The sequence below is a fragment of the Solirubrobacter phytolaccae genome (genome assembly GCF_027587195.1).
Taxonomy (GTDB): domain Bacteria; phylum Actinomycetota; class Thermoleophilia; order Solirubrobacterales; family Solirubrobacteraceae; genus Solirubrobacter; species Solirubrobacter phytolaccae.
Map to the genome: position 1 here is coordinate 20,972 of NZ_JAPDDP010000080.1, position 14,278 is coordinate 35,249.

A 14,278-nucleotide genomic window follows, 5' to 3' on the forward strand; every position below is an offset into this window, starting at 1 on the left:
AACAAAAGTCCATTGTCTTTTGGGCGTAACTTCAGGTAGCGTTCTCATCGGGTTGTCACCCGGACCCCATGACTGGGTCCGTAACGAGGAGGAGTTACATGAAGGGAATCTCTCGGCGCACGCGTGCGTGCGCCGTTGCGGCAGGCATGGCGGTCTTCGCGACCGCAGCCACCGCCCAGGCCCAGACGCGCCCGGAGAAGGTCGGCGACGGCATTCCGACCGGCCAGATGAGCGTCCAGATGTTCAACTACGGCTCGTTCATCCAGCACGGCCTGCGTACGAGCTTCGGTCCTGAGCTGCCGCAGAGCGCCGTGTCGGCCGCCTGCGTCGCGCCCGAGGGCCAGCAGACCGGGCAGGGCGCGCCGCCCAACCCGGCCAACACGGCCGCGTGCCACGCCGAGCGCCTCGAGGCCCTCTTCGCCTTCCTGCAGAAGAAGGGCGTCACGAGCATCGAGCTCTTCAGCCACTCCGGCTTCCCGGGGCTGACCGACGCCACGGCCAACCAGAACTACCGCAAGCTGCTCGAGAAGTACGGCCTGCGCGCCGCCGGCTGGCACGGCAACATGCAGACGTCGGTCAACCAGGCCTGGCGCGACCGCGTCCAGCAGGCCAAGTGGCTCGGCGCTGACTCGCTCGGCACGGGCGGCTACGGCAGCCCCGGCATCGGTACGTACGCCAACGTGCTGCAGACCGCGCAGAACCTCAACGCGCTCGGCAAGTACTCGGTCGAGGCCGGCGTCGGCGCCGTCTACGTGCACAACCACACCGCTGAGTTCGACACCAAGTACACGCACAACGGCGTCCTGAAGTCCGCGGTCGAGATCCTCGCGGAGCTCACCGACCCGCGCTACGTGTTCTTCGAGCTCGACGTCTTCTGGTCCTCGGACGCGTTCGACGACGAGACCGGCAACGCCAGCGCCGCCATCATCAACTCGATGCCGACCCGCGTCCGGATGCTCCACATCAAGGACGGCATCAACGTCGCCAACCGCGCCTCCGCGACCGACAGCCGCGCCGGCTCGCCGCGCGCCACGGGCACGGGCGTCGTCGACTTCCGGCCGATCTTCGCGGCCGCGAAGAACCGCGTGCAGTACTACCACCAGGAGCACGACGGCGGCAACATGGCCGACGCCGGTGTGTCCTTCACGAACCTGAAGGGCATCAACACCGCGTCCGTCCCGACGCTGAACGGCTTCCCGTCCGGCCCCGCCGCCGCGGGCCCGGCCAACAGCACCAACTCGTTCAAGGTCAACGTCACGAACACCGGCGACAAGCCGCTCGCGATCACGACCGCGTCGATCGTCGGCGACAACGCCGCCGACTTCGCGATCGCCACCAACGGCTGCCTCAACCAGACGCTGGCCAACGGCACGCTCGCCACCGAGACGGCCCCGGCCGTCGCGCGCGGCACCTGCGAGGTCACGGTCAACTACCGGGCCACGGCCAACCTGAAGAGCTCGGTCGCGTACCTGCAGTTCGCCTCCAACGCGGATGACGCCACGGAGCGGGTCCTGCTCACGGGCCAGACCACCAGCTCCTACGTGGCCGACAGCCCCGTCGGTGGCACCGTCGGCGCCACCCTCGCGCTGAGCCTCGGCGCGCCGGTGAACTTCGGTGCGTTCGTCCCGGGCGTCGCCCGCAACTACGACCAGAGCGCCACCGCCTCCGTGCTGAGCACGGCCGGTGACGCGACCCTGTCGGTCTCCGACGCGGACACGGTCAACACGGGCAAGCTCGTCAACGGCGCGTTCGCGCTGGCCTCGCCGGTGCAGATCAGCGCCAACAACGCGGCCAACCCGGCGATCGCCTACAAGGCGGTCGGCGCGTCGACCTCGCTGCTCACCTACGCCGCGCCCACTCCGGGCACGGACGCCGTCACGCTGAACTTCCGTCAGTCGATCGGGGCGAGCGATCCGCTCCGCACCGGCGCCTACGCGAAGACGCTGACGTTCACGCTCTCCACCACCACGCCGTAGTAGTTCCCCTTTAGGGGGTCGATCGAGGGGCGTCGGCCGCGAGGCCGGCGCCCCTCGTGTTATCTGGAGAAGGTATGAGGAACCGGATTGGAGTCCTCGCGCTCGCCGCGCTGCTGGCGGGGTGCGGCTCCGACAACAAGACCGACGAGCCGACGCCGTCCGCGACGGCCGCGGCCGAGCAGGCGGCCGGCGGGCACGACCTCGACGGGTACTCCGAGGGCGTCAAGAAGTTCTACGGCGAGCCCCACGCGCACGAGGGCGAGGGCGGCGACGTCGAGGCCGAGTACCACCAGCCGCCGCTGCCGCCGGAGACCGCGCTCGGCGGGCCGATCACATTGACCGGCTCCAACATCGGCGTGCGGCTGGTGATGAAGCCGACCGAGCTCAGCCGCGAAGGCGATTTCACCGTGGTCGAGTTCGAGGCCGAGAACACCGGCATCGCCAACTTCGAGGGCGCGTTCCGGAACGCCGAGATCACCTACGACGACGGCGAGACCAAGCCGGTCGCCACGCGCGAGAAGGCCGACTGCTCCAACGGCTGGGACGCCGAGTACCTGCGCATCGACACCTCCGCGAAGGTCGAGGGCTGCCTGCTGTTCCCGCGGTCGGGCGATGCGAGCCCCGAGCGGTTGCAGCTCGCGCTCGAGGACGTGCCGACCGAGGCCGGCGGGATCTGGGATCTGCGCTGAGCGCAGCGACTTTCAGCCGCCCGAGCCTCACATGAGAGCTAGATGAGGCAAATCTGCTGGACCTTTGGATGGCTCCTGGCGCAAAAGTCGGTTGACTTGGGCGCCTAACCTACGCTAGCGTAGGTAGCGGGTTGTCACCGGGTCCCGTCCCTGTCGCTTAAGGGGCCCTGAAGAGGAGGAGTCTTATGAATGGAATCTCTCGGCGCGCTCGCTCGTGCGCCGTGGTTGCCGCAACGGGCGTCGCGGTGCTTGCCACCTCGACCGCGGCGCACGCTCAGCGTCCCGCCAGCATGGGCGAGGGTCTGCCCGTCGGCCAGACCGGCATGCAGATGTTCAACTTCAGCCAGTACATCAATGGCGACGCGGCGCAGCAGAAGACCCGCACCGAAGAGGTCTTCGCGATGCTGCAGTCCAAGGGCGTCCGCGTCGTGGAGCCCTACAGCCTCCACGGCATGACGGCCACTGAGTTCCGCGCGCTGGCCGACAAGTACCAGCTGCACATCGTCGGCCGTCACGGCAGCGCGCTCAGCGACGCCAACACCGCCGACAACATCAACACCGGCAAGACGCTGGGCCAGCAGTTCGTCGGCTCCGGCGGCACCGCTTCCCCGGGTCAGGGCACCTACGCCCAGACGCTCGCCACCGCGGCTCAGCTGAACCGCTCCGGCAAGCTCTCCGTCGAGGCGGGCACGGGCAAGGCCTACATCCACAATCACACGGCCGAGTTCGAGACCAAGTACGAAGTCAACGGCGTCGTGAAGTCCGCGTGGGAAATCCTCATGGACAACACGGACCCGCGCTACGTGATGGCCGAGGTCGACGCCGGTTGGGCGACCGACGCGCCGGTCGACGTGGTCGACCTGCTCACGCGCTACCGCACGCGCATCGAGATGATGCACGTGAAGGACCTCACGAACATCGCTCCGGCCGGCCGCAGCGGCCAGCCGGTCCAGCTCGGCACGGGCGAGATCGACTACGGCCGCATCTTCGCCGCCGCCAAGAACAGCAACGTCAAGTGGTACCACTACGAGCTCGACCCGCCGAACGCCGCGTTCCCGGCGCTCCAGACGGCTCGCAACTCGTTCGACGCCATCCGCGGCGCCGCCGCTCCGGCCCTGTACGCCTCGTCGCCGAAGTTCAACGTCGAGCGCACCGTCGCCACCGCTGCCGCCTCCACGGCTGCCTCGGTGCCGGTCAAGGTCGAGAACCTGGGTGACGCCGCCCTGAACATCACCGCCGTCTCCATCGCCGCCCAGACGGGCGAGCCGACCGGCGGCAACGGCTCGACGGGCGACTTCACGATCACGAGCAACACCTGCACCACGGGCGCGATCCCCGCGGCCGTCGTCGGGCAGGAAGCCTCCAGCTGCACCGTGTTCGTCCGCTTCAACCCGCGTCGCGCGTACACCACGTCGATCGCGCGTCTGCAGTTCACGTCCAACTCGGACGCGGCCACGAACAGCATCCAGCTCGTGGGCACCAGCGGCCAGGCCGCTGACCCGCAGGTCGTCGTCGGCGGCAACGTCACGAGCCAGCTCGGCCTGGACCTGACGGGCCCGGCCGCGCTCGGCACGTTCGTCCCCGGCACGGCCGCCGACTACACGTCGACGCTCCTCGCCGAGGTCACCACCACGACGCCGGACGCGAAGCTGTCCGTCCTCGACAACAGCGCGACCGCCGCCGGCCACCTGGTCAACGGCACCGCCGTGCTGCGCTCGCCGCTGAAGCTCCGCGCGACCAACGCCACCCAGACCTCGGCCGCCTTCACGGCGCTGTCCGAGACCACGGGCACGCCGCTGGACCTGCTGAGCTACACGGCCCCGACCACCCGGGACCGCGTCTCGATCGGCATCCAGCAGTCGATCGGCGCCACCGAGACGCTGCTCCGCGGCACGTACAGCAAGACGCTGACGTTCTCGGTGTCCAGCACCACCCCGTAGTCACCGGCCACTAGGCCACTACCTTGGGAGCGCCGGTGACACCTCGTCGCCGGCGCTCCCTCTTTTTTTGCCTGAGATGAACTTTCGACTCACCTGCCTCGCCGCCCTCTCGGCCCTGGTCCTCGCCGCGTGCGGCGACTCCAAGGAGCCCGCGGCGTCCACCCCAGCCGCCACCGCCACGACGGAGGCGACGGCCACGCCGACGCCGTTCATCGAGAAGGTGACGGGCGACCCGACCCCGATGCCCGAGGTCACGCCGTCCGGCAAGGACGAGCCCAAGGTCACCAAGCCAGAGGGCAAGGCGCCGACCGAAGTCGTCAGCCGAGACCTCGAAGTCGGCAAGGGCGAGGAGATCGCCGTCGGCAAACTCGCCGCGGTCGAGTACAAGGGCTGGCTCTTCGACGACGGCAAGGTCTTCGACTCCACGTGGGACGGCGGGAAGCCGTTCCAGTTCATCTTCGGCGCGGCCCAGGTCATCAAGGGCTGGGACCAGGGCCTGGCGGGCATGAAGGTCGGTGGCCGCCGCGAGCTGATCATCCCTTCCGAGCTCGCCTATGGCGATCATGGCCAGGCCTCGATCCCGCCGAACGCGACGCTCGTGTTCGTCGTCGATCTCGTCGCCCTGAACTAGCAGGACTGATTCGTGCCCCTCGCGGGGTACGAACCCCGTCGATGGGGTCCAGGCCTGTCATCGGCGGTGTGCTCGCCGTCCTCGCGCTCGTCGCGATCATCGCTCCCGGAGGGGCGTCGGGCGGCGACGACACGTCGCAGCCGTATCCGACCAGGAGTCTGTCGATCATGGCGCCGGCCGCGCCCGGCGGCGGCTGGGACTCGACCGCTCGCGCGTTCCAGCAGGCGTCGCAGGACGCGGGGCTCGACAAGGGCAGCGAGGTGTTCAACGTCGAGGGCGCGGGCGGCACGCTCGGCCTCTCCGAGCTCGTCTCCAAGTCGACCGGCGACCCGTACGAGCTGATGATGACCGGGCTGGTGATGCTCGGCGCGATCGAGACCAACGGATCCGACGTGCCGATCACGCGCACCACGCCGATCGCGACGATGATCACCGAGACCGAGGGGATCGTCGTCCCGGCCGACTCGAAGTACCGGTCGCTGAAGGAGCTCGCGGACGATCTGAAGGCCGACCCGGGCTCCGTGCGCGTCGCGGGCGGCTCGGCCGGCTCGACCGACCAGCTGCTGCTCGGCGAGCTCGCGCGGGTGCTGGGCGCCGACCCGCGCAAGACCAAGTACGTCGCGCATTCCGGTGGCGGTGAGGCGAACGCCGCGATCCTGTCCGGCTCGGTCGACGCGGGCATCTCGGGCCTGAGCGAGTTCGTCGACCAGATCGAGGCGGGCAAGATGCGCCTGCTCGCGGTCTCCTCCCCCGTCGACGTCGAGGTCGACGGCAAGCAGCCGCCGACGATCAAGGACGAGGGCATCGACCTCGAGCTCACGAACTGGCGGATGATGGTCGCGCCGCCCGGCCTCGACGACGCCGAGCGCGAGCGGATCACCGGGTACGTGACGAAGGTGCTCGACTCGCCGGCCTGGCAGGAGCAGGTCAAGCGCTACGACTGGCAGCCGTTCGTGAAGACCGGGCGCGAGCTGGACGACTTCGTGGCGAGCGAGCAGGCGCGCGTGAAGGAGATCGTCGCCGACCTCGGGATCGGCAAGTGATCGGCGCCCGCGCGTTCGGCGGCGTCCTGCTCGCGGTGGGCGTGATCGCGTTCGTCGCGACGCTGAACGTCGGCGACGGCTGGCAGGCGAGCGGGCCGCGCCTCGCGCCCGCGGTGGCGTCGGCGCTGCTCGTGGTCCTGTCCGCGGTGTTCCTGATCCGGCCCGCCGACGACGAGCTGCTCGCGCACCTGAAGGAGTCCACCAAGGACACGCACTGGCCGACGCCCGTCGCGCTCGTCGGGCTGCTGATCGGCTACGCGCTCACGCTGGACGTATTCGGCTACGCGCTCGCGACCGCGATCTTCTACTGGCTCGCCGCGTGGCTGCTCGGCTCGCGTTCGCCGGTGCGGGACTTCGTGATCGCGGTCGTGCTCGGGGTGGTCACCTCGTACGCGTTCAGCGAGTGGCTCAACGTGCAGCTGCCGAACGGGCCCTGGGGCGTCTGAGTGCTCGTCTTCGCGGCGAACCTGCTGGACGGCTTCAGCGCCGTCCTCTCCCCGCAGAACCTGTTGCTGGCCGCGCTCGGCGTGACGCTCGGCACGCTGGTCGGGGTGCTGCCGGGCATCGGGCCGGCGCTGACGATCGCGCTGCTGCTCCCGATCACGTTCAACTTCAACGACCCGGTCGGCGCGTTCATCCTCTTCGCCGGCATCTACGCGGGCGGCATGTACGGCGGCTCGACCACCTCGATCCTGCTCAACACACCCGGCGAGTCGGCGTCGGTGGCGACCGCGATCGAAGGCTTCGAGATGGCCAAGCGCGGGCGCGGACGCGCAGCACTCGCGACGGCCGCGATCGGCTCGTTCGTGGCCGGCACGATCGGCATCCTCGCGCTGACGCTGATCGCGGAGCCCGTCGCTTCCCTGGCCGTGAAGTTCCGCGCGGAGGACTACTTCGCGCTGACGCTGCTGGCGTTCGCGTCGGTCACCGCGCTCACGTCCTCGTCTTTGGTCCGCGGGTTCGTGTCTTTGTCGGTCGGGCTGCTGATCGGCTTCGTCGGCATCGACCAGCTCACGGGCCAGTCGCGGCTGACGTTCGGCGTCGACCAGCTCGGCAACGGCGTGGACATCGTGATCGTCGCGGTCGGGCTGTTCGCGGTCGGCGAGGCGCTGCACATGGCCTCCAAGCTGCGATCGCGGCCCGACGAGCTGGTGCCCGAGGACCCGGGCGGGCGCTGGCTGAGCAAGAAGGACTGGCGCCGCTCCTGGAAGCCGTGGCTGCGCGGCGCGGGCATCGGGTTCCCGTTCGGCGCGCTACCCGCGGGTGGCGCCGAGGTGCCGACGTTCCTCTCCTACGCGACCGAGAAGAAGCTCAACCCCGACAAGGAATGGGGCGAGGGCGCGATCGAGGGCGTCGCCGGTCCGGAGGCCGCCAACAACGCGTCCTTCAGCGGGACGCTCGTGCCGCTGCTCACGCTCGGCATCCCGACGAGCGCGACCGCCGCGATCATGCTCGCCGCCTTCCAGATCTTCGACCTGCAGCCCGGCCCGGAGCTGTTCGAGAAGGAGAGCGAGCTGGTCTGGACCCTGATCGCCTCGCTCTACATCGGCAACATCATGCTGCTGGCGCTGAACCTGCCGCTGATCAGCCTGTGGGTGAAGGTGCTCAAGATCCCGCGCGCGCTGCTGTACTCGGGCATCCTCGTCTTCGGCACGCTCGGCGTCTACTCGCTCAGCGGCAGCGTGACCGAGGTGCTGGTCATGTACGCGATCGGCGTCATGGGCTTCTTCATGCGCCGCTACGACTTCCCGATCGCGCCCGTGATCCTCGGCGTCATCCTCGGCCCGCTGATGGAGACGCAGGCGCGCCGTGCGCTGACCGCCTCCGGCGACGACTTCTCCGTGTTCTTCTCGCGGCCGCTCACGGTCATCCTGCTGATCATCGCCGTGGCCGCGTTCATCGTCCCGCACCTGCCGGCGCTCAAGAAGCGCCTGGCGTTCGGCGAGGACGACTAGCCTCCTGGTCGTGGGCCTCCTCACGACCATTCGCTACGTCATCCCCGCGGTACTCATCCTCGCCGGGTTCGTCGTCCTGTTCGCCGTCGACGACGACATCCGCTGGGACGGCTGGGCGATGCTCGTCGGCTCCGGCCTCGCCGTGCTGCTGCTGAACGTGCTGTTCCGCTACGGCGCCAAGGGCGACCAGGAGCGTGACGACGAGGAAGCCGCGCGCGAGTACTTCTCGCAGCACGGCCGCTGGCCGGACGACTAGCGGCATGAGAGTCGCGCGTTGCGGCGCGGGAGGGGCCGCTAGGGCCTTCCCGCGCCGACCTCGGCGCGCAGCAGGGCGGCCTGCCAGCGGCCCGGGAGGTCCTCGAACGCGCTGCCGTCGACCAGCAGTGCGGTCAGCTCCGCGCGGTCGAACTCGGACAGCGCGTTGAGCGGCTCGTTCGCGGAAGCAGCAGAAAATCGGGCGGACAGCACGCCTTGCATCCTAGGCTGTCCTGGTGCCGTTCTCTGTGCAGCTTGGTCTTCTGTGCGCGGTCTTGACCGCGCTCGGCTCCATCGTCGGGTTCTTCCTCAAGCACAAGGGCGCGATGAAGGCGCCGCTGGTGGACGCGCGGCGGCCGATCCACAGCACGATCGAGCTGTTCAAGTCGCCGATCTACACGCTCGGGTGCGTGGTGGCGACGACGTCGTGGGGCTTCCACGTGGCGGCGCTCGCGCTCGCGCCGATCAGCGTCGTGCAGTCGGTGATCGCGGGCGGGCTCGTGCTGATCACGGTCGTCGCGGACCGGTTCTTCGGGCACAGCGTCACGCGCCGGGAGTGGATCGGCGTCGCGCTGACCGCCGCGGGCCTCGCGTTCCTGGCCGCCACGCTCGAGGGGACGACCGACGAGGCGCACTCGAACTACGACGCGTGGATCTTCGGCGTCGTGCTGGTCGGGACGACGCTTGCCGCGTTCGTGCTGGCGGCGCGCTCGGGCACGAACGGCCCCGCGCTCGCCGTGTCGGCGGGCCTGCTGTGGGCGGGCAGCGACATCACGATCAAGGCCGTGACCGGGCACTCCGGCGTCGATGCCCTCAGCGTGGCGTTCGCGGTGATCATCGTTGTGTGGTCGCTCGTGGCGCTGCTGATCTCCGCCAAGTCGCTGCAGCTCGGCCCGGTGGTGCCGGTGATCGCGCTCACCAGCGCCACGGCGAACGTGATCACGATCGCGGCCGGCCCCGTGATCTTCCAGGAGCCGCTGCCGGACGACACGGGCCTGCTGGTCCTGCGGGTCGCCGCGTTCGCCCTGGTGATCATCGCAGCGGCGATGACCCCGCCGCCCGGCTCGGTGCTCAAAGAGAAGGTGGCGACGGCTCGCCCATAGGGCTCGCCGTCGCTGGGACATTCGCCCAGAGGGCGAAGTCCCGCGGTCAGGCCGCCAAACTGGCGGCCACCGCGCCGAGCGCGTGGTAGACGTCGGGCTTGCCGTCCCAGACGGTGCTCGCCGGGCGGTTCTCGGAGTCGAGCTCGTGCCACCAGGAGCCGCCTTCGCGGTCGATGAAGCGTTCCGCGAGCGCCCACCAGGCGCGTTCGAAGTCGTGCTCGCCGAGCACCGCGGCCGCCGCGATCGCCTCGCACAGGACCCAGTGCAGCCGCGCGCGGACGACCGGACGCCCGTCGAAGTCGACCGTGTAGACGAACCCGCCGCCGTCCCAGCCGTCGTGGATCGCGCCGCTGAACAGCAGCCGCGCCTCGTCCTCGAAGCCGAGCGAGAACGCCAGCCGTGCCCACTCGAACCCGTGGCCGGGCGTCACGCCGTACGGCCGGAAGCGATGCGTCGGGTCCTCACGGTTGTAGTGCGGCTGCGGGCGCCAGATCGGGTCGTAGTGCTCGATCACGCGCACGCCGCCGGTGAGCAGCCGCGTGATCCGGCGGGCGCGCTCGAGCCACAGCGGGTCGCCGGTCGCGATCATCGCCTCGACGCCGTGCATGTTGGCGTTGGCGCCGCGGTAGGCCTCGACCTGGGTCCAGTCGCGCGAGCGCACGTCCGAGAGCGCGCCGAAGTGCTCCTCCCAGAAGTGCGTCTCGACCACCTCGAGCGCTTCGCCGAGCAGCGCGTCGTCACCCGCCGCGGCGGCCGCGAGCACGACGAAGACGTGCTCGTAGGCGAGCTTGTCGCCCGGCTCCCCCGCGACCGAGAACCAGCCGCCGTGCCGCGCGTCGCGGAAGTCGGTGCGCAGCGCGTGCAGCCCCGCCTGGACCAGCTCGGTCTCCCCCGCGAGCGCGAACACGTACGTCATGCGCGTGTTGATCCACAGCTCGCGCCCACGCGACAGGTCGAGCGAGCCGTCGGTGCGCAGCCAGCCGAACCCGCCGTCCGGATGCACGGCGCCGCGCGCGAAGTCCAGCAGCCGCGCGCGTTCGGAGGTCAAATCGAGCACCACCGATGAGTTTCCCACCCGTGCCCCGTCCTTGCCGACATGAGCCGTCACCCAGACGGTTCTCGGACTTCACGTCCAAGCCGATCGCGGACCCGACCAGCGCGACGCCGCGATCGCGGCCGGCGGCGCGAGCCACGGCGAGACGCAGGACATGGGCTTCATGTACGGGCGCGCGTTCAGCGACCTCGACGGCCACGTGTGGGAGGTCATGTGGATGGACTCGAAGGCCGCCGCGGAAGGGCCGTCTGACATGGCCGCTACGGCGTGACGCGTTTTCGGGTACTCCTTTAGGTACGTCCGCTCCCGACAACACCCTGACGGGTCGGGCGCTCGTGCCGGTCTTTGCCGCGCTGATGCTCGGCATGTTCCTCGCGGCGCTCGACCAGACCATCGTCTCCACCGCGCTCCCGACGATCGTCGGCGAGCTCGGCGGCCTCGAGCACCTGTCATGGGTCGTGACGTCCTACCTGCTCGCGACGACGGCGTCGACGCCGCTGTACGGCAAGCTCGGCGACATGTACGGGCGCAAGCCCGTGTTCCTCGTCGCGATCGTGATCTTCCTGATCGGCTCGATGCTGGCCGGGCTTAGCCGGACGATGGGCGAGTTGATCGCGTTCCGCGCCGTGCAGGGCCTCGGCGCGGGCGGGCTGATGGTCGGCGCGCAGGCGATCATCGCCGACGTGGTCCCGCCGCGTGACCGCGGCCGGTACATGGGCCTGATCGGCTCGGTGTTCGCCGTCGCGAGCGTCGCCGGCCCGCTGCTCGGCGGGTTCTTCGTCGACACGATCTCCTGGCGCTGGGTGTTCTACGTCAACCTGCCGGTCGGCGTGATCGCGGTGCTGATCATCGTCTTCCGGCTGCACCTGCACACGCCTTCGACGCGCCACGCGATCGACTACCTCGGCGCGACGCTGCTCACCGCGGGCGTGAGCGCGATCATCCTGCTCACCACCTGGGGCGGGAACGAGTACCCGTGGGGCTCGGCGACGATCATCGGGCTCGGGGTCGCGGCGCTGATCCTGATCGGCCTGTTCGTGCGCGTGGAGTCCCGCGCGGACGAGCCGATCATCCCGCTCAGCCTGTTCCGGTCGGCCGTGTTCAGCGTCGCCTCCTCGCTCGGCTTCCTGATCGGCCTCGCGATGTTCGGGGCGATCACGTTCATCCCGCTGTTCCTGCAGCTCGTCTACGGCGTCTCCCCCACCTCGTCCGGCCTGAGGATGCTGCCGTTGATGGCGGGTCTGCTCAGCGCGAGCATCATCAGCGGCCGCATGATCAGCAAGATCGGGCGCTACAAGCCGTTCCCGATCGCCGGCACCGCGGTGACCGCCATCGGCATGTTCCTGCTCTCCCGGCTGGAGGTCGACACGCCGCCGTGGCTGGCCTCGGTCTACATGCTCGTCGTCGGCATCGGCATCGGCCTCGTCATGCAGGTGCTCGTGCTGGCGGTGCAGAACTGCGCGCCGCCGAAGGACATCGGCGTGGCCACGAGCGCCGCGACGTTCTTCCGCTCGATGGGCGGCTCGCTCGGCGTCGCGCTGTTCGGCGCGATCTTCGCCGCGCGCCTCGCGGACGAGCTGGCCCAGTTCCCGCCCGCGATCGCTTCCCGCTTCAGCGGCGGCCTGAACATCAGCCCGGACGAGGTGCACAGCCTTCCGGAGGAGGCGCAGCAGGACTTCCTGCACGCGTTCGTGGCCGCCCTGCAGCCCGTCTTCCTCGTCGGCGCGGTGCTGGTCGCCGTGGCGTTCGCGCTGTCGTGGGCGCTCAAGGAGGTGCCGCTGCGCGGCGCGTCCGGCCCGCCCGCCGAGCTCGCGGCCGAAGAGGCGGTCGCCGGCGCCACGGGCTCCGAGGCGATCATCGACCCCGAGCCCACGCCGCGGCGCTGAACGGCGACCCGAGCGTGCCCGGCAGCGCCGGCGCCACGCGGACCGGTGCCGAGACGGCGACCGCAGGGTCTCGTCGCAGCGGCGGAGCCGCCTGAGGCGTGAGGTACGCCGGGCCGCCGTACAAGGCGTCCCGTGGCTGCGGCTTGTCGACGACCTGCAGGTAGCGGCCGGCGGCGAAGGCGGGAATCGTCACCGGGGTGCCGACCAGCGGCTCGTCCCACGGCGAGTCCTGGTAGGCGACCGTCACGCAGCCGGTCGGCGGCGTGGTGCACGCCTCGACATGCAGTGAGTCCAAGGGGCCGACCATGTCCCAGCCGCCGGACCACACGGCGGTGCTCGGGGTGACGATCGAGCCCACCGACGGCGTGCCGTTCAGCACGGGAGGGAACGCCGCCCGGACCCGTCCGCGCCACGGCTTGCTCAGCACGCGGGTGCGCCGGCCGCGGTACTCGACGGTCAGCTCGAACCGCGTCCCGGCCGGCGTGTAGCCCGGCGCGATGTGGATGCCTCCGGCGATCCGCCGGCAACGCTCCTCCGCCGGGCATACGCGCCAGCTGACCCGGCCCTTGCCCTCCGGGACGCCCTGGCCGAGCAGGACGGGATCACCCTGGCCATCCCACATGGCCTGCGTAATCGCGGCGCGCTGCGCCCCAGCCGCCGCAGGCCACGCCAGTCCAGCCGCTACGAGGATCCAGAAGATGCGCCGCATGCCCTCACTACGGAGGATCGCGCGATCCGTCACGCGGCGCGCAGGTTCTCCGGATCGATCGCCGCGCGCACGAACGGGCGCAGCAGGCGCACCGCGAGCCAGGCGACGAGCGCGAGCGCGGGCCCGGCCACGAGCGCTGCCGCCGCCCCCGCGCCGACCCCGTACGCGTTCAGGAGGCGCTCGTCCGGTTCCGTCAGCGTGATCAGCCCGAGGAGCGTCGTCGGGCCGAGCAGCGCGCCGAGGACGACGGCCGGGACGGCGATCGCGAGCTGCTGGCGGACGAGCACCCGACCGAGCCCGCGCTCGTCGAGGCCGAACACGCCCAGCGCCGCGAGTGGCCGGCGCGCGGCCAGCAGGCCGTCCGCGATCCCGAGCAGCAACGTGACGACGGCGACGGCGGCGCCGAACAGGATGACGGTGGCGCCAAGCGCGTACCCGCCGAAGTAGAAGCTCGCGTCCTCGCGGGCGTCCAGGTCCTCCGTGAGGGACTGCACGATCAACAGCGCGTCGACGCCGAGGCTGACGCCGCACACGATCAGCACGCTCGCCACACGCCCGGCCGACCGCGGGTCCGCGCGCAGTCGCCGGGCCGCGAGCAGCGCCTCGGCCGTCGGCCGCCGCGCCAGCAGGGCCGCGCAGCCGAGCACGAGCCGCGGCCCGGCGCTGAAGGCGACGATGACCAGGCCGAGGATCGCCAGCAGGCTCGGCGCCTCGCTGGGCATCGAGGCGATCAGCGCCCCGCTGAGGACGATCAGCCCGACGCCCATGAGCAGCAGCGCGAGGTTGACCCGCCCGGGTCCGCGGCTCTGGGCGGCCCGCTCGGGGAGCGCGGTGGCCGCGAGACCGCCGGCGGCCGCCAAGACCGGCACGAGCACGACCCACGCCACCGCGTCGAGCGCGTCCGGCGCAGCGACGAGCCGCCAGCCCCACGGCGGCAGCACACCCGCAACGAGCCACAGCAGCGCGTACGCGGGCGCCGCGAGCAGGCCGCCGACCGCCGCGGCCCGCGCCGCCTCGACGCCCGCGACGACGCGCAC

General features: G+C 70.6%; 13 protein-coding genes and 1 pseudogene. 10 read left to right on the top strand and 4 right to left on the bottom strand.

Annotation, left to right across the window (positions count from 1 at the left end; all coding sequences use genetic code 11):
* The first annotated feature begins 98 nt into the window (after positions 1-98).
* From OJ997_RS30000 to OJ997_RS30035, 8 genes are all read left to right on the top strand, one after another.
* Positions 99-1,976: a sugar phosphate isomerase/epimerase family protein gene (locus OJ997_RS30000; protein ID WP_270029041.1), complete on the top strand. Its 1,878-nt coding sequence runs from the start codon at positions 99-101 to the stop codon at positions 1,974-1,976.
* 74 nt (positions 1,977-2,050) lie between these two features.
* On the top strand, positions 2,051-2,665 hold the full coding sequence (locus tag OJ997_RS30005) for a hypothetical protein (protein ID WP_270029042.1): 615 nt from the start codon (positions 2,051-2,053) through the stop codon (positions 2,663-2,665).
* Positions 2,666-2,955: 290 nt separating this feature from the next.
* The gene (locus OJ997_RS30010; protein ID WP_270029043.1) at positions 2,956-4,605 is read left to right on the top strand and encodes a sugar phosphate isomerase/epimerase family protein; all 1,650 of its coding nucleotides are present in this window, start codon (positions 2,956-2,958) and stop codon (positions 4,603-4,605) included.
* 76 nt (positions 4,606-4,681) lie between these two features.
* Positions 4,682-5,236 carry an FKBP-type peptidyl-prolyl cis-trans isomerase gene (locus OJ997_RS30015; protein ID WP_270029044.1) on the top strand — a complete coding sequence of 185 codons (555 nt, stop codon included), beginning with the start codon at positions 4,682-4,684 and terminating at the stop codon, positions 5,234-5,236.
* 41 nt (positions 5,237-5,277) lie between these two features.
* Positions 5,278-6,279 carry a Bug family tripartite tricarboxylate transporter substrate binding protein gene (locus OJ997_RS30020; protein WP_270029045.1) on the top strand — a complete coding sequence of 334 codons (1,002 nt, stop codon included), beginning with the start codon at positions 5,278-5,280 and terminating at the stop codon, positions 6,277-6,279.
* The gene (locus OJ997_RS30025; protein WP_270029046.1) at positions 6,276-6,725 is read left to right on the top strand and encodes a tripartite tricarboxylate transporter TctB family protein; all 450 of its coding nucleotides are present in this window, start codon (positions 6,276-6,278) and stop codon (positions 6,723-6,725) included. Before OJ997_RS30020 ends, OJ997_RS30025 begins: the two co-directional genes overlap by 4 nt.
* Positions 6,726-8,234 (top strand): tripartite tricarboxylate transporter permease, encoded by a 1,509-nt coding sequence (locus OJ997_RS30030; RefSeq protein WP_270029047.1) that lies wholly within the window; start codon positions 6,726-6,728, stop codon positions 8,232-8,234.
* Between the two features lie 10 nt (positions 8,235-8,244).
* Positions 8,245-8,490, top strand: coding sequence for a hypothetical protein (locus OJ997_RS30035; protein WP_270029048.1), 246 nt, complete (start codon positions 8,245-8,247; stop codon positions 8,488-8,490).
* 38 nt (positions 8,491-8,528) lie between these two features.
* Here the strand turns inward: OJ997_RS30035 and OJ997_RS30040 are convergent, their stop codons facing one another.
* Positions 8,529-8,702, bottom strand: coding sequence for a hypothetical protein (locus OJ997_RS30040; RefSeq protein WP_270029049.1), 174 nt, complete (start codon positions 8,700-8,702; stop codon positions 8,529-8,531).
* 23 nt (positions 8,703-8,725) lie between these two features.
* Here OJ997_RS30040 and OJ997_RS30045 point away from each other — a divergent pair, with 23 nt between their 5' ends.
* Positions 8,726-9,592 (top strand): DMT family protein, encoded by an 867-nt coding sequence (locus OJ997_RS30045; RefSeq protein WP_270029050.1) that lies wholly within the window; start codon positions 8,726-8,728, stop codon positions 9,590-9,592.
* Between the two features lie 46 nt (positions 9,593-9,638).
* Here OJ997_RS30045 and OJ997_RS30050 read toward each other — a convergent pair whose 3' ends face one another.
* Positions 9,639-10,649 carry an AGE family epimerase/isomerase gene (locus tag OJ997_RS30050; protein WP_270029051.1) on the bottom strand — a complete coding sequence of 337 codons (1,011 nt, stop codon included), beginning with the start codon at positions 10,647-10,649 and terminating at the stop codon, positions 9,639-9,641.
* Between the two features lie 245 nt (positions 10,650-10,894).
* On the opposite strand from OJ997_RS30050, the gene OJ997_RS30055 reads away from it, so the two are divergent.
* Positions 10,895-12,532 (top strand): MDR family MFS transporter, encoded by a 1,638-nt coding sequence (locus OJ997_RS30055; protein WP_270029054.1) that lies wholly within the window; start codon positions 10,895-10,897, stop codon positions 12,530-12,532.
* Here the strand turns inward: OJ997_RS30055 and OJ997_RS30060 are convergent.
* Positions 12,501-13,241, bottom strand: a complete 741-nt coding sequence (locus OJ997_RS30060; RefSeq protein ID WP_270029052.1) for a hypothetical protein — start codon at positions 13,239-13,241, stop codon at positions 12,501-12,503. The genes OJ997_RS30055 and OJ997_RS30060 overlap by 32 nt on opposite strands.
* A 29-nt stretch (positions 13,242-13,270) precedes the next feature.
* Positions 13,271-14,278, bottom strand: a pseudogene (locus tag OJ997_RS30065) (hypothetical protein); the annotation flags it as partial.